The organism is Enterobacter sp. 04-C-12-SI-ECC (assembly GCF_047530715.1).
Taxonomy (GTDB): Bacteria; Pseudomonadota; Gammaproteobacteria; order Enterobacterales; family Enterobacteriaceae; genus Enterobacter; species Enterobacter bugandensis.
The window spans coordinates 1-26,507 of sequence record NZ_JBLKDI010000021.1 but is presented as its reverse complement, the minus strand read 5'-3'; the positions used below and the strand labels follow the sequence as shown (position 1 = coordinate 26,507).

Below are 26,507 nucleotides of genomic sequence, written 5' to 3'. Positions count from 1 at the left end.
GGTGGCGCGTGCGATTACCCGCCCTACGACTACGGCACGATCCGTAGGTCAGGTAAGCGCAGCGCCACCTGACGAAAAGTTTCCACCGTTGTAGAGGAAGAACCCCATGGATGTCATTAAAAAGAAGCACTGGTGGCAAAGCGACGCGCTGAAGTGGTCAGCGATCGGTCTGCTGTGTCTGCTGGTGGGTTACCTTGTTGTTTTAATGTACGTACAAGGGGAATATCTGTTCGCCATCATGACGCTGATCTTAAGCTCTGCTGGCCTGTATATTTTCGCCAACCGTAAAGCCTATGCCTGGCGCTATGTCTACCCGGGCGTGGCCGGGATGGGGCTGTTTGTCCTGTTCCCGCTGATCTGCACCATCGCCATTGCGTTCACCAACTACAGCAGCACTAACCAGCTCGCGCAGGAGCGCGCCACTCAGGTGCTTCTGGATCGCTCTTATCAGGCGGGTAAAACCTTCAACTTCGGCCTGTATCCTGCAGGTGACGAGTGGAAGTTAGCGCTCACTGACGGTGAGAGCGGCAAAAACTATCTTTCCGACGCGTTCAAATTTGGCGGCGAGCAGAAGCTGGTCTTAAAAGAGGCCGCGGCCCTGCCGGAGGGTGAACGTGCGAACCTGCGTATCATTACCCAGAATCGCCAGGCGCTGACCCAGCTCACCGCCGTGCTGCCCGATGACAGCAAAGTGACCATGAGCTCGCTGCGCCAGTTCTCCGGCACGCAGCCGCTATATACCCTGGCGGATGACGGCACGCTGACCAACAACCAGAGCGGCGTGAAGTACCGTCCGAATAACGACATTGGTTTCTATCAGTCCATAACGGCCGATGGCAAATGGGGTGATGACAAGCTCAGCCCTGGCTATACCGTCACCATCGGCTGGGACAACTTTACCCGCGTGTTTACCGACGAAGGTATCCAGAAACCGTTCTTCGCCATCTTCGTCTGGACGGTGGTCTTCTCGGTGCTGACGGTGATCCTGACCGTTGCCGTAGGCATGGTGCTGGCCTGCCTCGTGCAGTGGGAGTCCCTGAAAGGCAAAGCGATTTACCGCGTGCTGCTGATTCTGCCTTACGCCGTACCGTCGTTTATCTCGATTCTGATTTTCAAAGGGCTGTTTAACCAGAGCTTCGGTGAAATCAACATGATGCTGAGCGCGCTGTTCGGTATCAAACCGGCCTGGTTCAGCGACCCGACCACCGCCCGCTCGATGATTATCATCGTCAACACCTGGCTGGGCTATCCGTACATGATGATCCTGTGCATGGGGCTGCTGAAGGCGATTCCGGACGATCTGTATGAAGCCTCGGCGATGGACGGCGCGGGCCCGTTCCAGAACTTCTTTAAAATTACGCTGCCGCTGCTTATTAAGCCGCTGACGCCGCTGATGATTGCCAGCTTCGCCTTTAACTTTAACAACTTCGTGCTGATTCAGCTGTTGACCAACGGTGGCCCGGACCGTCTCGGCACCACCACGCCGGCAGGCTATACCGACCTGCTCGTGAGCTACACCTACCGTATCGCCTTTGAAGGCGGCGGCGGCCAGGACTTTGGTCTGGCGGCGGCGATTGCCACCCTGATCTTCCTGCTGGTTGGCGCTCTGGCGATTGTGAACCTGAAAGCCACACGTATGAAATTTGATTAAGGAGGGCACTGAACATGGCAATGGTACAACCCAAATCTCAGAAGCTGCGCCTCCTCGCGACGCACTTAGGCCTGCTGATTTTCATCGCGGCCATCATGTTCCCGCTGCTGATGGTTATCGCCATCTCCCTGCGCTCGGGTAACTTTGCGACCGGGAGCCTGATCCCGGATGAAATCTCCTGGGAGCACTGGAAGCTCGCGCTGGGCTTCAGCGTGGAGCACGCCGATGGCCGCGTCACCCCGCCGCCGTTCCCGGTGCTGCTGTGGCTGTGGAACTCGGTGAAGGTAGCAACCATCACTGCGATCGGCATCGTGACGCTCTCCACCACCTGTGCTTATGCCTTCGCCCGCATGCGTTTCCCGGGCAAAGCAACGCTGCTGAAAGGCATGCTGATTTTCCAGATGTTCCCGGCGGTGCTGTCGCTGGTGGCGCTGTATGCCCTGTTTGACCGTCTGGGCCAGTACGTGCCGTTTATCGGCCTGAATACCCACGGCGGCGTGATCTTTGCCTATCTTGGCGGTATCGCCCTGCATGTGTGGACCATTAAAGGCTATTTCGAAACCATCGACGGCTCGCTGGAAGAGGCGGCGTCGCTGGATGGCGCTACCCCGTGGCAGGCGTTCCGTCTGGTGCTGCTGCCGCTGTCCGTGCCGATTCTGGCGGTGGTCTTTATTCTGTCGTTTATCGCGGCGATCACCGAAGTACCGGTCGCCTCACTGTTACTGCGCGATGTGAACAGCTACACCCTGGCCGTAGGTATGCAGCAATACCTCAACCCGCAAAACTACCTGTGGGGCGACTTTGCCGCGGCGGCCGTACTGTCTGCCATCCCGATTACCGTGGTGTTCCTGCTGGCCCAGCGCTGGCTGGTGAATGGCCTGACGGCGGGCGGCGTGAAAGGTTAAGTTTCATTTGTTATGCCACTGCAACCCTCAACTTTAGACGTATTGTATTGACCCAACTTGTGACTGTTGTTAGGCGCTCTTCGGAGCGCCCTTTTTTTATTCGCGTTTCAGCCGCTTCGAATTACACAGCCAGAGGGTGATCACCAGCAGCAGGATCGCCGCCGAGTAGATCAGCACGTCGAGCGGGGATTTATGATCGACGATGATCAGCCGCACAATGGCGGTGATGCCAATGTAGACAAAATAGCGCAGCGGGAAGTGAAAGCCGGACTGGAAGTACTTCACAATCAGGGCGATAAATTCAAAGTAGAGAAAGTAGACCACCAGACCTTCCACCAGCGCATATTTGCTGGTTTGCTCAGGGGCGAACAGCACATCCGCCAGATGCACCGTCTCTTTGCCGAGAAAGACGACCAGGATCAGGCCAAGGCTCAGCAGACCGAGGTTCAGCACGGTCTGGAGTATCGTTGAGATAAACTCAACGCGCGGGCGAGTCAGGGATGTCATACAGCACCTCATTCTCCAGGACGAGATTCCTGTATAACGCAAAAATGTGACGGGGATCTATATTTTTTGTTTATGCTTGGCGCATTCGCCCGCTGGCGCTGCGCTTACCGGGCCTACAAAAACCGTAGGCCGGGCAAACGCAGTGCCGCCCGGCGTGAAGCATCAGCGGAAGTTAATGTTCTTATCGCTGGTCATGTCGTACAGCTGGAACTTACGTCCAAGCTGCTGCCCACCGTCACGCGTCAGCGGCGTCCAGCCCACGGCCGCACGGCTGCGGGTTGGGCCTGACGAGAACAGATCCAGCGGAATCGACACGTAGACCCCTTTGGTGAAGTCCCCTTCCCCGTACTCGTCCGGCGAAACGTTGGTAATAGTGGCGTAGCCGCCCACCACGACGCCGCTGTCGAAGTGTTTGGAGATATCCAGCGTGCCGCCCTTGTCGCCCGCCAGATACTGGCCGACGCTGGCTTTCACCAGCACGTCCTGCGCGAACGAAGGCGTCCAGTAGGCGGTCAGGTGGCCGGTTTTGACGCTGTAGTCGGTGAACTTCATCATGTCCTGCGCGCTGCGCCAGTCACGCTGCTTAACGTAGTTGGCATCAATCCCGAACGCCCAGTTGCTGTCGACGGGACGATACAGCACCTCCGCCCCCGCGCCGCCGAACATAGTCTCCAGGTAGCCTCCGTAAACCTGGCCGTAGAAGCCGTTGCCGAAGTACTGGAAGTAGTTGGCCTGCAGGTTATTCACGTAGACATCGTTCTGCACGTATTCACGCACGCGGGTACGCACGCGCGGCAGCTTCGAGTCGTTCGGCGGGTTCGTGTAGTTAAACTTGTCGTAATTGTTCGCAATGTTGCCGAACAGGCTGCCGGTGGTCAGCAGGTGGTCGGTGACCCACAGATCCGCCGTCGCCATCGCACCCAGCTGATACATGTAGAAGTTTTCCGGCCCGCCGACGGACTGGTTCAGTACCGGATCGATATGGAAATCAAAGCGCGATTTATCGATATACCAGCCCTGCTCGGTGGTTTCCGGCACGATCGGCTCTACGCGTTTTTGCACCAGCTCGGTTTCATGCCCGAGCGGTTCGCCTTCAAGATGGCGCTTGAGGCTGGCGACATCGGTTTCGGTGGTGACCTGCGGCAGATTCAGGCGGTTCTCCGTCACGCGGATCGTGCGGATCCCGTCCGGGAGATCGTTCATCACGATCCGGTTGGCGCGTTCGATCCCTTCCCGCGAGTCGCGGTATTTCACCTGCTCGCCGGTGACGTACAGCGTATCGCCTTTCACCTGAATTTTCGGATCGGCCAGGCCGGCGTTGTATTTCAACAGCGTCAGCTGGTTTGCCACCACGGAGTGCTGCAGAATCGCGTCCTGCGGCTCCGGCCGGTAGGCAGGCCGCGCGTTATCGTTGTAGTGCGGCCGCATGTCGTTGAAGTTGGTGCGCAGCGTGAAGCCAAACATCACCGTGTTGCCACGCTCGTAGCTGAGGTTAACGTCGGCCCAGTCGGTGACGCGATAAATGGCGCCGACGTTAAACTTGCTCTTCTGCTCAATCTTCCCGGCGAAGTCCTGCGAGTAGTCGTTCCCTTCGTACTCCAGCTTCAGGCGCAGCGGCTGCCACGGCGTCTGGTATTCCACACCACCGAACAGCGAGGCCGGGCCGTGGAACATCTGGTCGCCGTTGATGGAACCGGCTTTCTTGTAGCTGTTATCGCGGTAGCAGTATTTATCGCTGTAGGTACAGAACGGGTTTTTAACGTTGCCGCTGGTGCCGAGATAGCCCCAGCCAAGACCGAGAGAAAAATCAAACGGTCCCCAGGCCTTGCTGGCCACGATGTATTCCGCGTCGAACAGGCCGGTACCGCCGATATCTTTTGCACCCACGGAGACCTGCGGCATCCAGTAGCTCTCTTCCCACAGGCGCAGTTTGACGTCGAAGGCTTTATCTTTGTAGGTCTGATCGCCGGAGAAGGCGTCGACGCTGCTGTACTGTTTCGTACGCACGTCGGTGTAGCGCAGCGTGGTTTCAAGCCACGGGAAAAGCTGTACGGAAGCGGAATAGTAGCGATACTGGTCGTTATCGCGGTAGTTAAGGCTAATTTCCCCTTCACGCGCCATGCGTGCGGTAGGCGTTTGCAGTAAACCGACGCCGCCGAAGTCTGACTGAGACGGGCCAATAGGTGCCGGATACGTTTCTGCATGGCAGGCGGCGCTTACGCAGAGCACCAGCATGCTGTAGAGATAGGTTCTTTTCATTCTTCCGGTATCCGCTGTGTCAGGGAGTGAAGGATATCGGCGTTAAGCCCGTCATATGCCTTCGTCCAGAAATGGTCGGCAAAACCGACAAAAATGATGCTGCCCGGCATGGGTTCGATATGGCGTTTATTCCAGTACGCCACCGGCGCTTTTTGCGTATGCCCGTCTGGATAAATAATCCATGCGTAGCTGTTATCCGCGCCGCTCAGCAGGCTTTGTTCGTCGAGATAGCTCGCCACGTCGCGACCGGGCGTAAAGGGCTTTTTACCGGGGCTGCTGATAAGCCCCATCACGGTCACCGTCGTCGGCTTCACCGGAAGCCAGAGGGTGTATTCCCCTTCAAGCGTGGGGTTGCCCTTTTCCGTGACGCGCACTTCATCTGGATCAAGATTGACTTTCTGGCGGCCTGTCACTTTCAGCGCCTGAAGCTGCTGGCGAACGCTGTTAATGGCCGCGGCATCGTCGCCGTCTTCCTGCTCCGCCAGGCTCGTCAGGCGGGCCAGCAGGGCACGGTGTTCATGCTCCGCCTTAACCGTCGCCTGACGCTCGCCGATCACCGCTCCCGGCCACCAGCTGTTGGCAAGCCTTGGCTGCCCGACGAGATCGAGCAGATGCTCGGCGTTGGTTAAGGTTTTGGGTTTTTCACTGTCCGGCGTGTAGACCTTTACCGTTCCTGCGGACCATGCCAGCGGCGCGGCAAGGCTGGCGAGAAGCGCAGCGTGGATGAGCGTTTTCATGATTTCGCCGCCTTGATCAGGGTGGTTTTCACCGGTAAGAAACCGGCACCGAGATACTGCAAGGACTGACGGATCTGCCCATCCTCGTCGATCCAGAAGCGGTTATGCCAGGTGGCCTGGTCGGTGGTGACCTCTTCATCCAGCACGCGAACCTGCGTTTCGTCGCTGCCGACTTTCACGCTGTCCGTACCGTCCCAGCGGAAGGTCGAGCGTGCCGTGGCGTAGCGCACCTGCTTGTGCTCGGTCCAGCCCATCGTGCGCGTCCAGCTTGCGCCGTCGACGATCTGATTTGGCTTGATGAGCGGGTCTTCGGCGAGATTATTCACCTCGAGCAAGTTGTCGCCGCCGAGCAGCGTTTTCACGATTCGGGCATGCTGCGTGACGATGGTGGCCTGATCCTGCGTCACCCATTTCTGCTGCCCGTTTTCATCGAAAGCGAGCACCACAAACAGCTGCGGGCCATCGTTTAGCTGCATGTACTGGCTGGCGTACGGCATGTTCTGAAGTTCGTCATCGGTCAAATGAACGCCCGGCGTGCCGAACAGGCTTTCCCACAGTGAATGTCCCAGCCCTTTGGTGGTGGCTGAGCACGCCTGCAACAGCAGGCAAATCAGAATGATTGCAGGTCGCTTCACGACTCTTCTCCGAAGGGGCGAAATAACCACACCGAAGTGTGGTTATGATTAAAACACCCGGTATTACTGGGTGCTGGTTGTCGTAGTGGTCGTGGTTCCGGTATTGGAGCCATCACCGCCACCGGTTGCCGCCAGCGCGACACCCACGGCTGAACTTACGGTGCTGGTGCTGGCTGCGGTAGAACTTCCCGCAGACGCAGACGTCGCTGCCGACCCTGCTGCTTCCCCGACCTGGACCGGAGCTGCATAGACAGACGTCGCCGCAAGTGCAGATATGGCAAAAATGCCATACAGTACTTTCTTCATAACAATTTCCCTTCAATGAATGAATGGAGATTTGCCCGAAAAGAAATTCAGGCGGAATCGAGTATACACAACTACAGCAGAGGGTTTACCGTGGGGGGAAATAGGGGGACGGTTTTCGGACTAATGGATAAAACAGAAACGAAAAACAAATATTTAAAATAAATAATCGATAAAAATCAATAAATTATAATATATCCTTATTATCTTAGCTCTACGTATTTTCTTAAAATAAACCGCAGCAATTAGCAGGTTAACCGCCTTTTTCAGATTAAACTCAGAGTCAGAATTTGAGTTAACTAACAGACATCAGGAATTATCCGATAAAAAAATGCCGGCATATCGCCGGCATTTTTCATGACATATTAATTACGCACGCCATGCTTTATAACGGTTAATCAAACCATTGGTGGAGCTGTCGTGGCTGTCGATGGCTTTATCGTCACCCAGCTCTGGCAGAATGCGGTTTGCCAGCTGTTTGCCCAGCTCAACGCCCCACTGGTCAAAGGTGAAGATGTTCAGGATCGCGCCCTGGGTGAAGATCTTGTGCTCGTACAGCGCAATCAGCGCGCCCAGGCTGAACGGGGTGATTTCGCGCAGCAGGATGGAGTTGGTTGGACGGTTGCCTTCGAACACTTTGAACGGCACAACGTGCTCCAGCGTGGCCGGATCTTTACCCTGGTCACGGTATTCCTGCTCAACCACTTCGCGGGATTTACCGAACGCCAGCGCTTCGGTCTGTGCGAAGAAGTTAGACAACAGCTTCGGATGGTGGTCGGACAGCGGGTTGTGCGTGATCGCCGGGGCGATGAAATCGCACGGTACCATTTTGGTACCCTGGTGAATCAGCTGGTAGAACGCATGCTGGCCGTTGGTGCCCGGCTCGCCCCAGATGATCGGGCCAGTCTGGTAATCCACCGCGTTGCCGTTACGGTCAACGTACTTACCGTTGGATTCCATGTTGCCCTGCTGGAAGTAGGCCGCAAAACGGTGCATGTACTGGTCGTATGGCAGGATCGCTTCAGTTTCAGCGCCGAAGAAGTTGTTGTACCAGATACCGATCAGCGCCAGCAGCACCGGCAGGTTTTTCTCAGGCGCGGTGGTGGAGAAGTGTTTGTCCATCGCATGCGCGCCGGAGAGCAGTTCAACGAAGTTGTCAAAGCCCACGGACAGGATGATGGACAGACCGATTGCAGACCACAGAGAGTAGCGGCCGCCAACCCAGTCCCAGAACTCGAACATGTTCGCCGTATCGATGCCAAACTCGCCTACCGCTTTACCGTTGGTGGACAGCGCCGCAAAGTGTTTCGCCACGTGCTTTTCGTCGCCCGCGGTTTTCAGGAACCAGTCGCGCGCGCTGTGGGCGTTGGTCATGGTTTCCTGGGTGGTGAAGGTTTTGGACGCCACCAGGAACAGGGTGGTTTCCGGGTTTACGTTCTTCAGCACTTCGGCGATGTGGGTACCATCGACGTTAGAGACAAAGTGCATGTTGAGGTGGTTTTTGTACGGGCGCAGCGCTTCGGTCACCATGAACGGGCCGAGGTCAGAGCCGCCGATACCGATGTTAACCACGTCGGTGATCGCTTTGCCGGTGTAGCCTTTCCAGCTGCCGGAGATGATCGCTTCAGAGAACGTTTTCATCTTTTCCAGCACCGCGTTCACTTCCGGCATCACATCTTTGCCGTCAACGATGATTGGCGTATTGCTACGGTTGCGCAGCGCCACGTGCAGCACGGCACGGTCTTCGGTGCGGTTGATCTTCTCGCCGGAGAACATGGATTTGATGGCGTCGGCCAGCTCGGTCTCTTTCGCCAGATCCTGCAGTTTTGCCAGCGTCTCTTCGGTAATGCGGTTTTTAGAGAAATCCACCAGCATCAGGTCGTCGAAGGTCGCGGAGAACTTGTTGAAACGATCGGCATCTTTCGCGAACAGATCCGCGATGGTGACGTCTTTCATTTCATCAAAATGTTTCTGTAGTGCCTGCCAGGCAGCGGTCTGCGTTGGGTTGATGTTTTTCATTAGCAATACTCTTCTGATTTGAGAATTGTGACTGCGGTCGATTGTAGCGCCTGCAAATAAAAATTGTGATGGTTTTTATGCCATTGCCCTGGTCTGCATCAAACGCAGGTGAAAAGACCCGAAAAGTATAGCTGCTGTCGAGCCCTTCCGGCGTGGCGAAATGTCGGTCAAAAGGGGGTAAAAAGGAGCATAAAATATGGGACTGTTATAAGTCCTGTTTCTCAGGGGTACCCCCCCATAAAAAATCCGCATAATCCCAGCATTGACAGGACCTCCCCCGCATTTTATTTATAGGGCCGTATTTTGCGCCTGCACCTGTTTTCGTTTCATTCTTGTGCCAAGGTCGCTTATTCATTCCCTGACACGAGGTTGTTATGACGAGTTTTGTGGTCGCCAAGTTTGGCGGCACCAGTGTGGCCGATTACGATGCCATGAACCGCAGCGCCGATGTGGTGCTGGCCGATCCGAATACCCGCCTGGTGGTGCTCTCTGCATCCGCCGGGGTGACGAACCTGCTGGTTTCTCTGTCTGAAGGACTGGAAGCGACAGAACGTTTCGTGAAGCTGGATGCACTGCGCAAAATTCAGTTCGACATTCTTGAACGTCTGCAAAACCCGAACGTGATCCGCGAAGAAGTGGAGCGTCTGCTGGAAAATATCACCACCCTGGCAGAAGCGGCGTCCCTGGCAACCTCCACCGCCCTGACCGATGAACTGGTCAGCCACGGTGAATTGATGTCTACCCTGCTGTTCGTTGAAATTATGCGCGAGCGTAACGTTCAGGCGCAGTGGTTTGACGTGCGTAAAGTGATGCGCACCAGCGATCGTTTTGGGCGCGCTGAACCGGACGTTGAGATGCTGGCCGAGCTCACCAACCAGCAGCTGGCGCCGCGCCTGGCAGAAGGCATGGTGATCACCCAGGGCTTTATCGGCAGCGAAGCGAAAGGACGCACGACCACGCTTGGCCGTGGCGGCAGCGATTACACCGCCGCGCTGCTGGGCGAAGCCCTGCACGCAACGCGCGTGGATATCTGGACTGACGTGCCGGGTATTTACACTACCGACCCGCGCGTGGTTTCCGCGGCAAAACGTATTGACGTGATCGCCTTTGAAGAAGCGGCGGAAATGGCCACCTTCGGCGCGAAAGTGCTGCACCCGGCAACGCTGCTGCCCGCCGTGCGCAGCGATATTCCGGTCTTCGTTGGCTCCAGTAAAGATCCAAAAGCGGGCGGGACGCTGGTCTGCAAGAAAACCGAGAACCCGCCGCTGTTCCGCGCGCTGGCCCTGCGCCGCCGCCAGACGCTGGTCACGCTGCACAGCCACAATATGCTGCACTCCCGCGGCTTCCTGGCAGAAGTGTTTGGCATCCTCGCGCGCCATAACATCTCTGTAGATTTGATTACCACCTCCGAGGTGAGCATTGCGCTGACGCTGGACACCACCGGCTCCACCTCCACCGGCGACACCCTGCTGACGCAGTCGCTGCTGATTGAGCTGTCTGAGCTGTGCCGCGTGGAGGTCGAAGAAGACCTGGCGCTGGTGGCCATAATCGGTAACAAGCTGTCTCGCGCCTGCGGCGTGGGCAAAGAGGTGTTCGGCGTGCTTGACCCGTTCAACATCCGCATGATCTGCTACGGTGCCTCCAGCTATAACCTTTGCTTCCTGGTCCCTGCCGATCAGGCCGAGCAGGTGGTGCAGAAACTTCATCAGAATTTGTTTGAATAAAATTCGTTAGCACGATAAACAATACCTATAAGCCGGGCACAGACCCGGCTTTTTCATAACTAAACAACACGACAATACTGCAAGGAATTCACTATGTTATCCGCTATCACCCGGCTGTTCCCGCTATGGGCGCTGCTGCTCTCCGTACTCGCATATTACACCCCTAACACGTTCACGGGCATTGGTCCGTGGGTCACCACGCTGCTGATGCTGATTATGTTCGGCATGGGCGTGCACCTGAAAATCGACGATTTTAAACGCGTGCTGTCGCGCCCGGCGCCGGTGGCTGCAGGGATCTTCCTGCACTACCTGGTGATGCCGCTCGCGGCCTGGCTGCTGGCGATGGCCTTTAAGATGCCGCCCGATCTCTCCGCCGGGATGGTGCTGGTGGGCAGCGTCGCCAGCGGTACGGCATCTAACGTGATGATCTATCTGGCGAAAGGTGACGTGGCGCTCTCCGTGACCATCTCTTCGGTATCCACGCTGGTGGGCGTGATTGCCACACCGCTGTTAACCCGCCTGTACGTGGACGCGCATATTCAGGTGGACGTGATGGGCATGCTGCTCAGCATTCTGCAGATTGTGGTGATCCCGATTGCGCTGGGGCTGGTCATTCACCATCTGTTCCCACGCGTGGTGAAAGCGGTTGAGCCGTACCTGCCCGCGTTTTCGATGGTCTGCATTCTGGCGATCATCAGCGCCGTGGTGGCTGGTTCCGCGTCGCACATTGCCTCGGTGGGCTTTGTGGTGATCGTCGCGGTGGTGCTGCATAACACCATTGGCCTGCTGGGCGGCTACTGGGGCGGGAAGCTGTTTGGCTTTGACGAGTCCACCTGCCGCACGCTGGCAATCGAGGTAGGCATGCAGAACTCCGGCCTGGCAGCGGCGCTGGGTAAAATTTACTTCTCACCGCTGGCGGCCCTGCCGGGCGCGCTGTTCTCCGTCTGGCACAACCTGTCCGGTTCGCTGCTGGCGGGCTACTGGTCCGGTAAACCGATTGATGAACAACCGAAAAAAGATGCGCTGAAGCAGGGTTAATTGACGCGGCTTGCTTTACACTGAAGCCTCCCCATCAGGAGGCTTCAGCAATGGCTACACCACGATTGACCCAGAAAGACATGACGGAAGCCGAGCAGCGTGAACTTAAAACGCTTCTCGACCGCGCCCGCATCGCCCATGGCCGCACGCTGACGAACGCCGAAACCAATCAGGTTAAAAAAGAGTACATCGACAAGCTGATGGCGCAACGTGAGGCTGCGGCGAAAAAAGCCCGCAAGCTGAAAAAAGAGCAGGCTTATAAGCCGGATGCAGAGGCGACCTTTTCCTGGTCCGCCAATACATCAACCCGTGGAAGGCGCTAATCAGCGCCCTTTCTTTTTGCGCCCCGGCTGGGTAAAGCGTTTTCCGTTACCCGGCTTGCCCCGCCCTTTATCTTCCGCCTGCGGTGCCTTAACCACCGGACGCTTAATCGCCTGCGTTTTCGGTTTCGCTTTAGCTTTCGGCTTCGCTTCGGACGAGGAGTTTTCGATAAGCTTGAACAGCTCGATCAGCTCGTCATCGGTTAAGTCACGCCACTCGCCCAGCGGGATCCCGGACAGGCTGACGTTCATGATGCGCGTACGTTCCAGCTTCGTCACTTCATAACCAAAATACTCGCACATGCGGCGGATCTGGCGGTTCAGGCCCTGCACCAGGGTAATGCGGAAGGCAAACGGCGCTTCTTTTTTGACCTTGCACTTCTTCGTCACGGTGCCCAGAATCGGCACGCCTGCGCCCATGCCGCGGATAAATTCGTCCGTCACCGGCTTGTTCACCGTCACGATGTACTCTTTCTCGTGGTCGTTACCGGCACGCAGGATCTTGTTGACCAGGTCGCCGTGGTTGGTGAGGAAAATCAGACCCTGAGAGTCTTTATCCAGACGGCCAATCGGGAAGATACGGCTGCTGTGGTTCACGAAATCAACGATGTTGTCCCGCTCGCCGTCTTCCGTGGTGCTGACAATCCCAACCGGTTTGTTCAACGCGATAAACACCAGGTCTTCAGCATCACGCGGTTCGATGAGCTGGCCATTCACTTTAACCACGTCGCCAGGCATCACCTGGTCACCAATCGTGGCGCGTTTGCCGTTGAGGAACACATTACCTTGTTCAATGTAACGGTCCGCCTCGCGACGTGAGCAGATCCCGCTCTCGCTAATGTATTTGTTTAATCGGGTTGATTGAGTTGGCAGCATAGTTTCTCCTGTGAAGGGCGAAATATACCTTAGGTATGGACTGGAAAAAAAGATTAGCCGACCGTAACTGAGACGGGTTTTCCAAGTTTACATAACATCATGATCAGCGTATCAAGGGTGAACTTACTGGTTTTGAGGTTCACGACATCAGACACGCGGGGACGAGAGACGTTTAGCCTGGCGGCAGCGTCAGTCTGACGCAGTTTATTCTCCGCAATCCACGAGGAAATTTCCTGCATCAGTTGCCGCTTGATGGCAAGCAACTGCTCAACCTCTTTTTCGGCACTTTCGTGCAACTGTTTAGCTTCACTTTCTTCAAAACCCAGCTCAGCAAAAATGTTCGTTTCTGAAGCTGTCACATGCCGAATTTTTGTATCAACGCGTCTTCCCATTTTCATCCTCTCCGAGCATCAAGCACCGCCTGAAAACGTGCCTTTGCTATGTATTTATCATGGCCTGACGTCCGCTGCGTTTTCTTCTTAAAGCAATGCAGTACGTAAACAGCATCCTCATAACGAGCCAAATAGATGATTCGGTATGCGCCCGTGTCACCGCGTAGCCGTATCTCTGCAACGCCTTTGCCAATCTCTGAGATCGGCTTCCAGTCTGCCGCCTCTAATCCAGCCTGTAATCGATGTAGCTGATACCCTGCATCCCGCCGGATTTCCTCCGGGAAGCCGAGCAAATCATCGAAGGCACTCCCCATCCATGCAATGGATCTCATTGCTGGTTTTTCTGAAAGCATACCACATCCCTGTATAAAATTTTATACATAAAAGATTACATTGTCTCACGCCACAGGTCTGCTTATGACCTGTGGAGTGACGTTACGTTTTCAGTAGAGTTTGGTCACGCCTCATGGAGAGGATCTGCGAGGCGCTTTCAGAGATTAATACTCATCCCGCTCGTCATCTTCATCCGGCTGTTCCATCACGCTGTAGGCCACCGCGCAGAACAGCGAGTTAAGACGCTTCATATCTCCCAGCAGCCCCAGATGAAGTGAGCTGGTCTCGATGCTCTGCACGTTCTGCTGGTGCAGACGTTCAACGTGGGCGTGCGAGTAGCGACGGTTGAGAATGCGGAAACGATGCTTGTTGCGGCGCAGGCGGCGCGCGCTCGGTACGTCGCTGGAGAAGAAGACCGACATCGCCAGCTTCAGGTTGCTCACCAGCTTTTCGTGCAGCGCTTCGAGCTCCTTCAGCCCTTCCACGGAGAACGCCCGACGCGCGGCCAGGGATTTGTCCGCGATTTCGCTGCCCATACGCTCAACGATGTCCGAGGCCTGCTCCAGGTTAAGCGACATCTCAATGATTTCCGCCCAGCGGCGGGACTCCTCTTCCGCCAGTTCGTCCTGCGGGATACGCGCCAGATAGAGCTTGATGGCGGTATACAGCACGTTGATGTCGTCCGCCAGCCTGCGCAGCTCTTTTTCCTCGCGCGGCTCGCCGTGCATCACCTTTTTCAGCCCTTCGAGCATGGTTTCCATCGCGTCGCCCATGCGCAGCGTTTCGCGGGCGGCGTTGGCGATGGCCAGCGCGGGGGTGTCCAGCACGGAGGTATCCAGATGCTTCGGCTTAAGGCGCGCGTCCAGCTCCGGTTCATCACGGATAAGACGCTCGCAGAAGCGGGCCATCGGCGTGGCAAACGGCACCATCGCCAGACAGCGCACCAGGTTATAGAAGACGTGGAAGTAGATCACCAGCTCCGCTTTCGGCAGCGGGAGGTTGTCCATCAGGTTTGCCAGCGGATGGACAAACGGCAGAATAATCAGGCTGCCCACCAGCTTAAACAGCAAACTCCCCAACGCCACGCGACGGGCGGCAGCATTGGCCGCGCTGTTGTTAAGCATCGCCAGCAGGCCAGAGCCGAGGTTAGCGCCGATCACCAGACACAGCGCCACCGGGAAGGAGATCGCGCCCGCGGCGGTGAGCGTGGCCGTCAGCAGCACGGCGGCCAGGCTGGAGTAGCTGATGATGGCAAACACTGCCCCGATCAGCGCATCCAGCATGATGTCACCGGTCAGCGAGGCGAAGATGACCTGTACGCCGTTTGCCTGGGTGATAGGCGTCACCGCCTGCACAATCAGTTCCAGCGCCAGCAGAATCAGCCCGAGGCCAATGCCCACGCGGCCAAGCTGCCCGGCCCGGGTCTGCTTGCGGCCAAGGAAAAAGATCACACCGATGAAAATCAGCAGCGGCGACAGCCATGAAAGATCGAACGTCAGGATACGCGCCATCAGCGCGGTACCGACGTCAGCACCCAGCACGATCACCAGCGCCGGGGCGAGCGCGACCAGATCCTGCGCCACGAAGGAGGTGACGAGCATGGTGGTGGCATTGCTGCTTTGCACCAGCGCCGTGACGCCAATCCCCGCGCAGAAGGCGAGCGGCTTCTTCTCAACGCTGCCGCTGAGGACGGTACGTAAGCGCGCGCCGAACACGCGCATCACGCCGGTGCGGACAATATGGGTGCCCCATACGAGCAGTGCGACTGCCGAAAGCAGATGTAACAACGTCAGCACGGAAGTGGGTTCTCCTTATCGTTATAGATTTTATGATTAAGTATAAGGGTTTAAACGTAAGAAAGAGACAGGGCACCGTTGAGGTGCCCTGTTTGTTGTAAGGAAAAGTGACGTTAGTCCGCGTCGTAGCCTAAATTCGGCGCCAGCCAGCGCTCTACCTCTGACACGCTCATGCCTTTGCGCAGGGCGTAATCTTCGATCTGATCGCGCTGCAGCTGCGCCACGGCGAAGTACTTGCTGTCCGGATGACTGAAGTACCAGCCCGACACGGATGCGCCCGGCCACATGGCGAACGACTCGGTGAGCTTCATGCCGGTATGCGCTTCCACGTCCAGCAGTTTCCAGATAGTGCCCTTTTCGGTGTGTTCCGGACAGGCCGGATAGCCCGGCGCCGGACGAATCCCCTGGTAGTTTTCGCGGATCAGCTCCTCGTTGCTGAGGTTCTCATTCGCCGCGTAACCCCAGTACACCTTACGCACGCGTTCGTGCAGGTATTCAGCAAAGGCTTCCGCCAGGCGATCGGCAATCGCTTTCACCATGATCTTATTGTAATCATCGTGTTGCGCTTCAAACGCGTCCGCCAGGGCGTCTTCTTCCAGACCGCCGGTTACCGCAAAGGCGCCGATATAGTCAGCTTTCCCGCTCAGCTTCGGCGCAACGAAATCAGCCAGGCAGTAGTTGGCAAAGCCCACTTTTTCGGTTTGCTGCCGCAGGTGATGGCTCACGGCCAGCACGTGGGTACGGGTTTCATCGCGGTAGATTTCCACGTCGTCACCCACGCGGTTCGCCGGGAACAGCCCCACCACGCCGCGCGGGTTGAGGGTTTTCTCTGCGCTCAGCGTGTCCAGCATATCGTTGGCGTCTTTAAACAGACGCTTCGCCTCTTCGCCTACGACTTCATCTTCGAGGATGCGCGGATATTTGCCCGCCAGCGACCAGGTCATAAAGAACGGCGTCCAGTCAATGTAGTTGCGCAGCGTCTCGATGCTGGCCGTCACGTCCTGCACGCCCAGACGATGCGCGACCGGCGGCGTATAGCTTGCCCAGTCAAAGGCCAGGTCGTTATCGCGTGCGGCGGCGAGCGTCACCGGTGGCGTGCGCGGTTTTTTGCGCCCGTGCTGCACGCGAACGGTTTCGTACTCCTGGCGAGTGCGCGCCACAAACTCGTCGCGCTGAGTCTCGGAGAGCAGTGCGGAAACCACGCCCACCGTGCGCGAGGCGTTCTGCACGTAAACCGTCGGTCCGCTGTAGTTCTGCTCGATCTTCACTGCCGTGTGCGCTTTCGAGGTGGTCGCCCCGCCAATCAGCAGCGGAATGGTGAAGCCCTGACGCTCCATCTCTTTTGCCACGTTGACCATTTCGTCGAGCGACGGCGTAATCAGGCCGGAGAGGCCAATCAGATCGGCGTTCACTTCGCGCGCGGTCTTGAGGATTTTATCCGCCGGAACCATCACGCCAAGGTCGATAATTTCGTAGTTATTACACTGCAACACCACGCCAACAATGTTTTTGCCGATGTCGTGCACGTCGCCCTTCACGGTGGCGATAACCATTTTACCGTTGCTGGAGCCCTTCTCTTTGCTGGCTTCGATGAAGGGTTCAAGATAAGCCACTGCCTGCTTCATGACGCGAGCGGATTTCACCACCTGCGGCAGGAACATCTTGCCCTCGCCGAACAGATCGCCAACCACGTTCATGCCGTCCATCAGCGGCCCTTCGATCACCTCAATCGGGCGGGCTGCCTGCTGACGCGCCTCCTCGGTGTCCTGCTCGATGAACTCGGTAATCCCTTTCACCAGCGAGTATTCCAGACGCTTTTTCACGTCCCAGGAACGCCACTCGGCCTGCTGAACATTGGCCGATTCATCCGATTTACTGCCGCGGTATTTTTCCGCCAGGTCGAGCATGCGCTCGGTGGCGTCGTCGCGACGGTTGAGGATCACGTCCTCTACGGCATCGCGCAGTTCGGCAGGCAGATCGTCGTAAATCGCCAGCTGTCCGGCGTTGACGATGCCCATGTCCATCCCATTGCGGATGGCGTAGTAGAGGAACACGGCGTGGATCGCTTCACGCACCGGGTCGTTGCCGCGGAACGAGAACGAGACGTTCGACACGCCGCCGGAGATCAGCGCATGCGGCAGCTCGCGCTTGATGTCTTCACACGCGCCGATAAAGTCCTGGGCGTAGTTGTTGTGCTCTTCGATGCCGGTCGCGACGGCAAAGATGTTCGGGTCGAAAATAATGTCTTCCGGCGGGAAGCCCACCTCTTCGGTCAGAATTTTGTACGCGCGGCGGCATATCTCAATTTTGCGCTCGCGGGTGTCGGCCTGGCCCACCTCATCGAAGGCCATCACCACCACGGCCGCACCGTAGCGGCGCACCATCTTCGCGTGGTGGATAAAGATATCCACGCCCTCTTTCATCGAGATGGAGTTAACGATGCCTTTGCCCTGAATGCACTTCAGCCCTTTTTCGATGACCTCCCACTTGGAGGAGTCAATCATGATCGGCACGCGGGCGATATCCGGCTCACCGGCAATCAGGTTGAGGAAACGCACCATCGCCGCTTCGGCGTCAAGCATCCCCTCGTCCATGTTGATATCGATAATCTGCGCCCCGCTTTCCACCTGCTGGCGGGCGACGTCCAGCGCTTCGCTGTACTTCTCTTCTTTGATCAGGCGCTTGAATTTAGCGGAACCGGTAACGTTGGTACGTTCACCCACGTTCACAAACAGGCTGTCGTCGCCGATGGTCAACGGCTCCAGGCCGGAAAGGCGACAGGCAACCGGCAGCTCGGGCAGCTTGCGCGGCGGCAGCCCGTCCACGGCGCGGCTCATGGCGGCGATGTGCTCCGGCGTGGTGCCGCAGCAGCCGCCGACGATGTTCAGGAAGCCTGACTCGGCCCACTCGCGGATTTGCGCCGCCATGGTGTCAGCATCCAGATCGTACTCGCCAAACGCGTTCGGCAGACCGGCGTTCGGATGCGCGGTAACGTAGCATTCGGCGATGCGCGAAAGCTCCTGTACGTACTGACGCAGTTCGTCTGGTCCCAGCGCGCAGTTCAGGCCGAAGGAGAGCGCGTCGGCGTGGCGCAGGGAGTTATAAAACGCTTCGGTTGTCTGGCCGGACAGGGTGCGGCCGGAGGCGTCGGTGATGGTGCCGGAGATCATAATCGGCAGGTCAACGCCCAGCGCCTCAAACTCCTCTTTCACCGCGTATATCGCGGCTTTGGCGTTGAGGGTATCGAACACCGTTTCAATCAGGATCAGGTCGGAGCCACCTTCCACCAGCGCTTTGGTCGATTCACGATACGCCGTAACCAGCTGGTCAAAGGTGATATTACGAAACGCCGGATCGTTGACGTCCGGTGAAATCGATGCGGTGCGGTTGGTCGGGCCAAGCACCCCGGCAACGTAGCGCGGCTTGTCCGGCGTGCGGGCCGTCCACTCGTCGGCACAGGCGCGGGCGAGCCTGGCCGCCTCATAGTTGATCTCCGCCGACAGGGATTCCATCTGGTAATCCGCCATGGCGATGGTTGTCGAGTTGAAGGTGTTAGTTTCAACGATATCCGCACCCGCTTCAAAGTAGGCATTGTGGATATCCTTAATCACGGACGGCTTGCTGAGCACCAGCAGGTCGTTGTTCCCTTTCAGGTCGCAGGGCCAGTCGGCGAAGCGCTCGCTGCGGAAATCGTCTTCGCTCAGACGATAGCTCTGGATCATGGTGCCCATGCCGCCGTCCAGCACCAGAATTCGTTCATTTAACTGCGCACGCAGTTGCTCTACTTTGCTGCTCACACTTGCTCCCGACAACGCTCAACAAGGCCAAAAGGCTGCGTTCCATACTGGCACAATCTCGCAGGGTGGAAAAGTCACGCCGCGGTAACATGAGACATGTTCACCATCACTCCTCCGATCAGTCAGGAAAGCGGTTGCAAATTCACCAAATAAAACGAAAATGATTTCCACGATACAGAAAAAGGAGATCGTCATGGTCGCGACCGTTCCCGCCAAACGCGGCAGAAAACCTGCCGCCACCGCCGCTGCACAACCCGGCGGACAGGTTCAATCCCTGACGCGCGGTCTGAAGCTGCTGGAGTGGATAGCCGAGTCGCACGGTAGCGTGGCCCTGACGGAGCTGGCCCAGCAGGCTGGCCTGCCGAACTCCACCACGCACCGCCTGCTGACCACCATGCAGCAGTTGGGTTTTGTCCGCCAGGTCGGCGAGCTGGGGCACTGGGCGGTGGGCGCGCATGCGTTTATCGTGGGCAGCAGCTTCCTGCAGAGCCGTAACCTGCTGGCGATTGTTCACCCGATCCTGCGCAAGCTGATGGAGGAGTCCGGCGAGACGGTCAACCTTGCGGTGCTCGACCAGAGTGACCACCAGGCGATTATCATCGACCAGGTGCAGTGCACGCAGTTGATGCGCATGTCCGCGCCGATTGGCGGCAAGCTGCCGATGCACGCCTCCGGGGCGGGGAAAGCGTTTTTGTCGCAGCTGAGCGAAGAGCAGGTGACGGGGCTGCTGCACCGTAAAGGGCTGCACGCCTACACCCACGCCACGCTGGTGTCGCCGGTGCATCTGAAAGAAGATCTGGCGTTGACCCGCAAGCGCGGCTATTCGTTTGATGACGAGGAACATGCGCTTGGGCTGCGCTGCCTCGCGTCCTGTATTTTCGACGAACATCGCGAGCCGTTTGCTGCGATCTCCATCTCTGGCCCCATCTCACGTATGACCGACGACCGGGTGACCGAGCTGGGCGCGCTGGTGATTAAGGCCGCGAAAGAGGTGACGCTGGCGTATGGTGGGATTCGTTAAACCGCATACAAAACCGCTGCTTGCGGCGGTAAGCGTACACATCCTCCACGTGCCCATTTTTGATCCGCGTTTGTAGCCCGCGCCAGTAGCTGGCGTGGAACAGATCTTCATGCATTTCTTCAAATAACGGCCCGATGCGTGGGTCCGCACACAGCCAGTGGCGAAACTCCTCGGGAAACACATCGCCCGGCGAAACGCTGTACCACGGCTCGCTGGAGAGCTCATCCTCCGGGTAACGGGGCGGCGGGATATCGCGAAAGTTCACCTCGGTCATGTAGCAAATTTCATCGTAATCGTAGAACACCACCCGCCCGTGCCGGGTGACGCCGAAGTTTTTAAACAGCATATCGCCAGGGAAGATATTGGCGGCAGCGAGCTGGCGGATGGCGTTGCCGTACTCTTCGATGGCATCACGTAATGCCTGGCCCTCTGACTGTTCCAGCCAGATATTGAGCGGCACCATACGGCGCTCAATGTAGAGATGGCTAATCGCTATTTTATCGCCCAGATCGGTGATTTTCGTCGGCGCTTCCTGCATTAACAGCGACATGAGCGCCGGATCGATCTGCTGCTTATCCAGCACAAAGTTTTCAAACTCCTGGGTATCGGCCATTCGACCGACGCGATCGTGCTCTTTTACCAACTGATAGCAGGCGCGAACGTGGGCTGCGGTCATCTCTTTCTGTGGGGCGAATCTGTCTTTTATCACCTTAAAGACCCGGTCGAAGCCCGGCAGCGTGAAGACCAGCATCACCATGCCGCGGATACCTGGCGCTTCGATAAACTGCTCATCCGCCGCGGTGACATAGCGCAGATACTCCCGATAACTTTCCGTTTTGGCATGCTTCTGACAGCCAATCGCCATATACAGCTCGGCGGTGGTTTTGCCCGGCAGGATCTCGCGCAGCCACTCCACCAGGGCGGCAGGCAGCGGGGCGTACACCATGAAATAGGAGCGGGCGAAGCCAAACACGATGCTGGCCTCGGCGCTGGTGGTCAGGCAGGTATCAACAAACAGTTCCCCATCGTCGGTACGATGGATCGGTAACAGAAACGGCACAATGGCCGTCGGCGTAACCAGTTTGCCCACCAGCCAGGCGGCCTTATTCCGGTAGAACAGCTCGTTGGCCACCTGCACATGGCTGCGGCTGAGCACCTCCTCGCCGTAGGTTTCACGAAGATGCGCATGGATATAGCCGATATCCCGGAGCTTGTTCTCCCACGGCAGGCGCAGCGGCAAATCCGTTAAGATGCGATGCAGGAGCTTTTCCCACCCGCGATCGGGAAAGAAATCTTTCGCCAGCGGACGCGGAATGGTACGGAAGCGGCGCTCAGGCTGGGAGCTGAAGATAAATAACCGCTCAGGAGATAATGAGCGGTGGTCAAATAACCGGCAATAGACGGAGTTGAAAAAGCTCTCCGCAATCTCGAAGCGAGGGTAGTCGGGTAACAGATGGGTGTAATGCTCTTTCACGCGCAGTAAAAATGCCGCGTCCGGGCTTTTACCGTCGGTAATACAGCGCAGCTGCTCCACCACCAGACCCACATGGTGGTCATAGAGATGAATACGCTGCTTCATGGCCTGCTGAACCGCATGCCAGTCTGCATGTTCGAAGCGCTGCTGCGCGCCGGAGGTCACTTCCAGAAAACGACCATACTGGGCATCAAAGCCCTGCAGAATGGTTTGGGCAATCAGCAATTCCAGGCCACGCGACATATATTCCCCCTCACCCTAACCCTCTCCCCGGAGGGGAGAGGGGGAAAAGTTTAGAACTGTGCTTCTTCGGTTGACCCCGTTAAGGCGGTAACGGATGAGGCACCTCCCTGGATGATGGTCGTCACGTTATCAAAGTAGCCCGTCCCCACTTCCTGCTGGTGAGAAACAAAGGTATAGCCGTCTTTACCAGCGGCAAACTCCGGCTGCTGCACCTTCTCAACGTAGTGCTTCATGCCCTCCCCCTGCGCGTAAGCGTGCGCCAGGTCGAACATGTTGAACCACATGCTGTGGATGCCTGCCAGGGTGATGAACTGGTACTTGTAGCCCATATCCGACAGCTGCTGCTGGAAGCTGGCGATGGTTTTATCATCCAGCTTTTTCTGCCAGTTGAAGGACGGCGAACAGTTGTAGGCCAGCAGTTTGCCCGGGTATTTCGCATGAATCGCATCGGCAAAGCGCTTCGCCAGCGCCAGGTCCGGCGTGGACGTTTCACACCAGACCAGGTCGGCGTAAGGGGCATAGGCCAGGCCGCGGCTGATGGCCTGTTCGATACCGGCATGCGTGCGATAGAACCCCTCGCTGGTGCGCTCGCCGGTAATAAATTCGCTATCGTACGGATCGCAGTCAGAGGTGATCAGGTCTGCCGCATCCGCATCGGTACGGGCAATCACCAGCGTCGGCACGCCGAGCACGTCAGCAGCGAGACGCGCGGCAACCAGCTTCTGAATCGCTTCCTGGGTCGGGACGAGAACTTTTCCGCCCATATGCCCGCACTTCTTCACCGACGCCAGCTGGTCTTCGAAGTGAACGGCCGCTGCACCGGCCTCAATCATCGATTTCATCAGTTCGAAGGCGTTCAGCACGCCGCCGAAGCCCGCTTCCGCATCCGCCACGATCGGCAGGAAGTAATCAATAAAACGCGGATCGTTGGGCTCAATGCCTGCGGCCCACTGGATCTGATCCGCGCGGCGGAAGGTATTGTTGATCCGATCCACCACCGACGGTACCGAGTTGGCTGGATAAAGAGATTGATCCGGATACATGCTGGAGGCCAGGTTAGCGTCCGCCGCGACCTGCCAGCCGGAAAGGTAAATGGCTTCTATGCCGGCCTTCGCCTGCTGCAATGCCTGACCGCCGGTCAGCGCACCGAGGCTGTTGATATAACCCTTTTTGGAGCCACCGTGCAGCAGCTTCCACATTTTCGCCGCACCGTTCTGTGCCAGCGTGCATTCCGGGTTGACCGAGCCGCGTAATTTCACCACGTCCTCCGCGCTGTAAGGACGGCGGATGCCTTCCCAGCGCGGTTGAGTCCACTCTTTCTTTAATTCTTCGATTTGTTGGGTACGGGTTTTCATGTGCAGATGCTCCATATTGTTATGTGGTGAGTTACGCCAGGAAGCGGTAGCCCGGCAGGGTCAGGAAGTCGATTAAGTCATCTGATGTGGTGATTTGCTCCATGAGGCGCGCTGCGTCGTCAAAGCGTCCGCTGCTGAAGCGGTGTTCGCCCAGCTCGTCCTGGATGACCCGCATCTCTTCGGCCAGCATCTGACGGAACAGGGCTTTGGTGACCGGCTTGCCGTTGCTGAGCGTTTTTTGATGGTGGATCCACTGCCAGATAGAGGTGCGCGAAATTTCCGCCGTGGCAGCATCTTCCATCAGGCCGTAGATAGGCACGCAGCCGTTGCCGGAGATCCACGCTTCGATGTACTGGACCGCGACGCGAATATTGGCACGCATCCCCCCTTCCGTTCGCTCGCCCGCGCACGGTGCCAGCAGCTGTTCTTCAGCCGTTGGGGCATCTTCTTCGCGCGTGACAAACAGCTGATTTTTGTTATCGCCGAGTACGCGATTGAAGACCTCCATCGCCGTATCGGCCAGGCCCGGATGGGCAATCCACGTGCCGTCGTGACCGTTACGGGCTTCCAGCTCTTTATCGGCTTTCACCTTGTTGAGCACCTGATTATTGCGCTCCGCGTCTTTGCTCGGAATAAAGGCCGCCATGCCGCCCATCGCAAAGGCACCGCGCTTGTGGCAGGTTTTAATCAGCAGACGCGAATAGGCGCTCAGGAAGGGTTTATCCATGGTCACGACCTGGCGGTCCGGCAGCACGCGGTCGGGATAATTTTTCAGGGTTTTGATGTAGCTGAAGATATAGTCCCAGCGTCCGCAGTTCAGGCCGACAATGTGGTCGCGCAGGGCATGCAGAATTTCATTCATCTGGAACACGGCGGGCAGCGTTTCAATCAGCAGCGTGGCCTTGATCGTGCCGCGCGGCAGGTTGAAGCGATCTTCCGCGTAGCTAAATACTTCGCTCCACCAGGCGGCTTCCTGCCAGGCCTGCGTTTTTGGCAGATAGAAATAGGGACCGCTACCTTTTGCCAGCAGGTTTTTGTAGTTATGGAAGAAATAAAGTGCGAAATCAAACAGGCTGCCCGGAATGGCTTCTCCACGCCATGTGACATGTTTTTCAGGGAGGTGCAGACCTCGTACGCGACAGATCAGCACCGCCGGATTCGGTTTGAGCTGGTAGATCTTCCCGGCTTCGTTGGTGTAGCTGATGGTGCCGTTGACGGCATCGCGCAGGTTGATCTGCCCGTCGATAACTTTGTTCCAGTCCGGGGCCAGCGAGTCTTCAAAATCGGCCATAAAGACTTTAACGTTGGCGTTCATGGCGTTGATCACCATTTTGCGCTCTACCGGACCAGTGATCTCAACGCGACGATCCTGTAAATCTTCAGGAATGCCGCGGATTTTCCACTCACCACGACGAATGGAAGCAGTTTCCGAAATAAATCCTGGCAACTTGCCGTTATCGATTTCCTGCTGTTGGTGAATGCGTGCCGCCAGCAGCTTATTGCGCTGCGGCGTAAAGCGGGTCACCAGCTCAGTCAGAAACTCTACCGCTTCGGCCGTCAAAACCTGCTGTTCTTGCTCACCATTCGGCTGGGTAAAGGTCAATTCATCGACCGTGGTTGCCTGTTGAGTCATCGTTCTGCTCCTCATCAAAGATCCAAAATCACGCCCCCAATGCGAACGAAAGATCGTTGTGTAGTTTTCGCTCAGCAGAATTAAGACTATCTATAATTTTTCCAAAATCAAAAACAATTTCCATTTTAATTTTAATTACAACGCAACATGATGATTAATATAGAGTTAAAGTTTCCTGGTATGTTGAACGTGATTTCGGAAATAAAAAAGGCACCCGAAGGTGCCTGATCTGAATAGCTGAAACGCTTTAGGATCGTTTAATGCAGACGATTACTCCAGCGTCGGATTCATGTGGCGAAGATCGTACGGCGTAATCTGGTAGACGTAATAGTTGAGCCAGTTAGTGAACAGCAGATTTCCGTGGCTGCGCCAGGTGGCTCCTGGTTTGTTTTGCGGATCGTTTTTCGGGAAATAGTTGTACGGGATATCCGGATTAAGACCCGCTTCGACATCACGGAAATACTCTGATGCGAGAGTATCGGGATCATACTCAGGATGGCCGGTAACGAACGCGATACGTTTGTCTTTACTGGCAAACAGGTAGGCATCCCCGTCTTCCGTTTCGGCCAGGATCTCCAGATCGGTGTAATCACGAATCAGCTGGGCCGGAAAATCGGCGTAGCGAGAATGCGGGGCCAGGAAGGTGTCATCAAAACCACGCGTCAGCAGCGCGTGTGGATGAAGAATGTGGTGTTCGTATACGCCGGAGAGCTTTTCAGTGCGGGTTTGCTTGGGAATACCGTAGAGAATGTTGAGTGCGGCCTGTACCGCCCAGCAGACAAACAGCGTTGACGTGACGTGATCTTTTGCCCACTCCAGCACCTGTTTGATCTGCGGCCAGTAAGCAACATCGTTAAATTCAACCAGACCGAGCGGCGCACCTGTCACAATCAGTCCGTCGAAGTTTTCCCCCCGAATATCTTCGAAGTTACAGTAGAAGTTATTCAGATGCTCAGAGGGCGTGTTACGTGACTCGCGGGCATCAATACGCAGCAGTTGAATATCGACCTGCAGCGGGGAGTTCGACAGCAGACGCAGAAACTGATTCTCCGTCTCAATCTTTTTCGGCATCAGGTTGAGGATGAGAACCTTCAGCGGGCGAATTTCCTGACCTGTCGCGCGTGAAGCCGTCATCACGAAGACGTTCTCTTCACGTAAGAAATTGACGGCTGGTAGCTCGTCCTGCACCCGAATCGGCATAACCTTACTTCCTCACAATATACGTATAAACGTTTAGACATCCAGACAGCTAACGATACCCAGAAATGATATGAATGTCGAGCCTGCAAGTCGAAGGTGAGAAAGTTTCAGGGTGAGAGAAAAACAAAAGCAAAAAACCCCGCACCTTACGGTACGGGGTTCTTCTTGATTGATGCCTGGCAGTTCCCTACTCTCACATGGGGAGACCCCACACTACCATCGGCGCTACGGCGTTTCACTTCTGAGTTCGGCATGGGGTCAGGTGGGACCACCGCGCTAAAGCCGCCAG

Annotated in this window: 21 protein-coding genes and 1 rRNA gene; 6 read left to right on the top strand and 16 right to left on the bottom strand. The window is 56.8% G+C overall.

The genetic code is table 11. The annotated features are described in order from the left end of the window. Positions 1–106 precede the first annotated feature (106 nt). Together malF and malG are read left to right on the top strand one after the other, a co-directional pair. On the top strand, positions 107–1,651 hold the full coding sequence (malF, locus tag ACMWL8_RS21005; protein ID WP_045260963.1) for a maltose ABC transporter permease MalF: 1,545 nt from the start codon (positions 107–109) through the stop codon (positions 1,649–1,651). A 14-nt stretch (positions 1,652–1,665) separates the two neighbouring features. Continuing rightward, positions 1,666–2,556, top strand: a complete 891-nt coding sequence (malG, locus tag ACMWL8_RS21000; protein WP_006810496.1) for a maltose ABC transporter permease MalG — start codon at positions 1,666–1,668, stop codon at positions 2,554–2,556. A gap of 96 nt (positions 2,557–2,652) precedes the next feature. Here the strand turns inward: malG and psiE are convergent, their stop codons facing one another. From psiE to pgi, 6 genes are all read right to left on the bottom strand, one after another. Then, entirely contained in the window at positions 2,653–3,063 is a 411-nt protein-coding gene (psiE, locus tag ACMWL8_RS20995; RefSeq protein ID WP_000202963.1) for a phosphate-starvation-inducible protein PsiE, read from the bottom strand. A 162-nt stretch (positions 3,064–3,225) separates the two neighbouring features. After that, positions 3,226–5,322: a YjbH domain-containing protein gene (locus tag ACMWL8_RS20990; protein ID WP_045260964.1), complete on the bottom strand. Its 2,097-nt coding sequence runs from the start codon at positions 5,320–5,322 to the stop codon at positions 3,226–3,228. Continuing rightward, positions 5,319–6,059, bottom strand: coding sequence for a capsule biosynthesis GfcC family protein (locus tag ACMWL8_RS20985; protein WP_045260965.1), 741 nt, complete (start codon positions 6,057–6,059; stop codon positions 5,319–5,321). The genes ACMWL8_RS20990 and ACMWL8_RS20985 overlap by 4 nt, the downstream gene beginning before the upstream one ends. After that, a complete protein-coding gene (locus ACMWL8_RS20980; protein ID WP_045260966.1) occupies positions 6,056–6,694 on the bottom strand; it encodes a YjbF family lipoprotein in 639 nt (212 codons plus the stop codon). The genes ACMWL8_RS20985 and ACMWL8_RS20980 overlap by 4 nt, the downstream gene beginning before the upstream one ends. A gap of 63 nt (positions 6,695–6,757) precedes the next feature. Then, complete coding sequence (gene yjbE, locus ACMWL8_RS20975) at positions 6,758–7,000, bottom strand: exopolysaccharide production protein YjbE (RefSeq protein ID WP_013095034.1); 243 nt, start codon at positions 6,998–7,000, stop codon at positions 6,758–6,760. A gap of 366 nt (positions 7,001–7,366) precedes the next feature. Beyond that, positions 7,367–9,016, bottom strand: coding sequence for a glucose-6-phosphate isomerase (pgi, locus tag ACMWL8_RS20970; protein ID WP_045260967.1), 1,650 nt, complete (start codon positions 9,014–9,016; stop codon positions 7,367–7,369). 374 nt (positions 9,017–9,390) lie between these two features. Between pgi and lysC the strand changes: the two genes are divergently transcribed. The 3 genes from lysC to ACMWL8_RS20955 all read left to right on the top strand — a co-directional run bounded on the left by lysC (position 9,391) and on the right by ACMWL8_RS20955 (position 12,101). Then, a complete protein-coding gene (gene lysC / locus ACMWL8_RS20965; protein ID WP_041911575.1) occupies positions 9,391–10,740 on the top strand; it encodes a lysine-sensitive aspartokinase 3 in 1,350 nt (449 codons plus the stop codon). A gap of 93 nt (positions 10,741–10,833) precedes the next feature. Then, positions 10,834–11,778, top strand: a complete 945-nt coding sequence (panS, locus tag ACMWL8_RS20960) for a ketopantoate/pantoate/pantothenate transporter PanS (protein ID WP_028015121.1) — start codon at positions 10,834–10,836, stop codon at positions 11,776–11,778. A 50-nt stretch (positions 11,779–11,828) separates the two neighbouring features. Then, entirely contained in the window at positions 11,829–12,101 is a 273-nt protein-coding gene (locus ACMWL8_RS20955; RefSeq protein ID WP_003860346.1) for a DUF3811 domain-containing protein, read from the top strand. Here ACMWL8_RS20955 and rluF read toward each other — a convergent pair whose 3' ends face one another. The 5 genes from rluF to metH form a co-directional block, all read right to left on the bottom strand. Next, positions 12,102–12,974, bottom strand: coding sequence for a 23S rRNA pseudouridine(2604) synthase RluF (rluF, locus tag ACMWL8_RS20950; protein WP_045260968.1), 873 nt, complete (start codon positions 12,972–12,974; stop codon positions 12,102–12,104). Between the two features lie 53 nt (positions 12,975–13,027). Further along, positions 13,028–13,366, bottom strand: coding sequence for a helix-turn-helix domain-containing protein (locus tag ACMWL8_RS20945; protein ID WP_032655712.1), 339 nt, complete (start codon positions 13,364–13,366; stop codon positions 13,028–13,030). 2 nt (positions 13,367–13,368) lie between these two features. After that, complete coding sequence (locus ACMWL8_RS20940; RefSeq protein ID WP_045260969.1) at positions 13,369–13,719, bottom strand: type II toxin-antitoxin system RelE/ParE family toxin; 351 nt, start codon at positions 13,717–13,719, stop codon at positions 13,369–13,371. A gap of 144 nt (positions 13,720–13,863) precedes the next feature. Further along, the gene (locus tag ACMWL8_RS20935; RefSeq protein WP_045260970.1) at positions 13,864–15,495 is read right to left on the bottom strand and encodes a Na/Pi cotransporter family protein; all 1,632 of its coding nucleotides are present in this window, start codon (positions 15,493–15,495) and stop codon (positions 13,864–13,866) included. 113 nt (positions 15,496–15,608) lie between these two features. Next, on the bottom strand, positions 15,609–19,292 hold the full coding sequence (gene metH / locus ACMWL8_RS20930; protein ID WP_045260971.1) for a methionine synthase: 3,684 nt from the start codon (positions 19,290–19,292) through the stop codon (positions 15,609–15,611). Between the two features lie 193 nt (positions 19,293–19,485). Between metH and iclR the strand changes: the two genes are divergently transcribed. Next, a complete protein-coding gene (gene iclR / locus ACMWL8_RS20925) occupies positions 19,486–20,313 on the top strand; it encodes a glyoxylate bypass operon transcriptional repressor IclR (RefSeq protein WP_072201792.1) in 828 nt (275 codons plus the stop codon). On the opposite strand, the gene aceK is transcribed toward iclR, so the two are convergent. From aceK to rrf, 5 genes are all read right to left on the bottom strand, one after another. Further along, positions 20,267–22,030 (bottom strand): bifunctional isocitrate dehydrogenase kinase/phosphatase, encoded by a 1,764-nt coding sequence (gene aceK, locus ACMWL8_RS20920; RefSeq protein WP_045260972.1) that lies wholly within the window; start codon positions 22,028–22,030, stop codon positions 20,267–20,269. The genes iclR and aceK overlap by 47 nt on opposite strands. A gap of 50 nt (positions 22,031–22,080) precedes the next feature. Beyond that, entirely contained in the window at positions 22,081–23,385 is a 1,305-nt protein-coding gene (gene aceA, locus ACMWL8_RS20915; RefSeq protein ID WP_028015114.1) for an isocitrate lyase, read from the bottom strand. 31 nt (positions 23,386–23,416) lie between these two features. Then, complete coding sequence (gene aceB, locus ACMWL8_RS20910; RefSeq protein WP_045260973.1) at positions 23,417–25,018, bottom strand: malate synthase A; 1,602 nt, start codon at positions 25,016–25,018, stop codon at positions 23,417–23,419. A 270-nt stretch (positions 25,019–25,288) separates the two neighbouring features. Next, entirely contained in the window at positions 25,289–26,218 is a 930-nt protein-coding gene (gene metA, locus ACMWL8_RS20905; RefSeq protein ID WP_045260974.1) for a homoserine O-acetyltransferase MetA, read from the bottom strand. A 174-nt stretch (positions 26,219–26,392) separates the two neighbouring features. After that, positions 26,393–26,507, bottom strand: a 5S ribosomal RNA gene (gene rrf, locus ACMWL8_RS20900).

Coding starts and splice junctions, on each gene's coding strand:
- malF (WP_045260963.1), top strand. CDS start 107: ATGGATGTCATTAAAAAGAAGCACTGGTGGCAAAGCGACGCGCTGAAG.
- malG (WP_006810496.1), top strand. CDS start 1,666: ATGGCAATGGTACAACCCAAATCTCAGAAGCTGCGCCTCCTCGCGACG.
- psiE (WP_000202963.1), bottom strand. CDS start 3,063: ATGACATCCCTGACTCGCCCGCGCGTTGAGTTTATCTCAACGATACTC.
- ACMWL8_RS20990 (WP_045260964.1), bottom strand. CDS start 5,322: ATGAAAAGAACCTATCTCTACAGCATGCTGGTGCTCTGCGTAAGCGCC.
- ACMWL8_RS20985 (WP_045260965.1), bottom strand. CDS start 6,059: ATGAAAACGCTCATCCACGCTGCGCTTCTCGCCAGCCTTGCCGCGCCG.
- yjbE (WP_013095034.1), bottom strand. CDS start 7,000: ATGAAGAAAGTACTGTATGGCATTTTTGCCATATCTGCACTTGCGGCG.
- pgi (WP_045260967.1), bottom strand. CDS start 9,016: ATGAAAAACATCAACCCAACGCAGACCGCTGCCTGGCAGGCACTACAG.
- lysC (WP_041911575.1), top strand. CDS start 9,391: ATGACGAGTTTTGTGGTCGCCAAGTTTGGCGGCACCAGTGTGGCCGAT.
- panS (WP_028015121.1), top strand. CDS start 10,834: ATGTTATCCGCTATCACCCGGCTGTTCCCGCTATGGGCGCTGCTGCTC.
- ACMWL8_RS20955 (WP_003860346.1), top strand. CDS start 11,829: ATGGCTACACCACGATTGACCCAGAAAGACATGACGGAAGCCGAGCAG.
- rluF (WP_045260968.1), bottom strand. CDS start 12,974: ATGCTGCCAACTCAATCAACCCGATTAAACAAATACATTAGCGAGAGC.
- ACMWL8_RS20945 (WP_032655712.1), bottom strand. CDS start 13,366: ATGGGAAGACGCGTTGATACAAAAATTCGGCATGTGACAGCTTCAGAA.
- ACMWL8_RS20940 (WP_045260969.1), bottom strand. CDS start 13,719: ATGCTTTCAGAAAAACCAGCAATGAGATCCATTGCATGGATGGGGAGT.
- iclR (WP_072201792.1), top strand. CDS start 19,486: ATGGTCGCGACCGTTCCCGCCAAACGCGGCAGAAAACCTGCCGCCACC.
- aceK (WP_045260972.1), bottom strand. CDS start 22,030: ATGTCGCGTGGCCTGGAATTGCTGATTGCCCAAACCATTCTGCAGGGC.
- aceA (WP_028015114.1), bottom strand. CDS start 23,385: ATGAAAACCCGTACCCAACAAATCGAAGAATTAAAGAAAGAGTGGACT.
- aceB (WP_045260973.1), bottom strand. CDS start 25,018: ATGACTCAACAGGCAACCACGGTCGATGAATTGACCTTTACCCAGCCG.
- metA (WP_045260974.1), bottom strand. CDS start 26,218: ATGCCGATTCGGGTGCAGGACGAGCTACCAGCCGTCAATTTCTTACGT.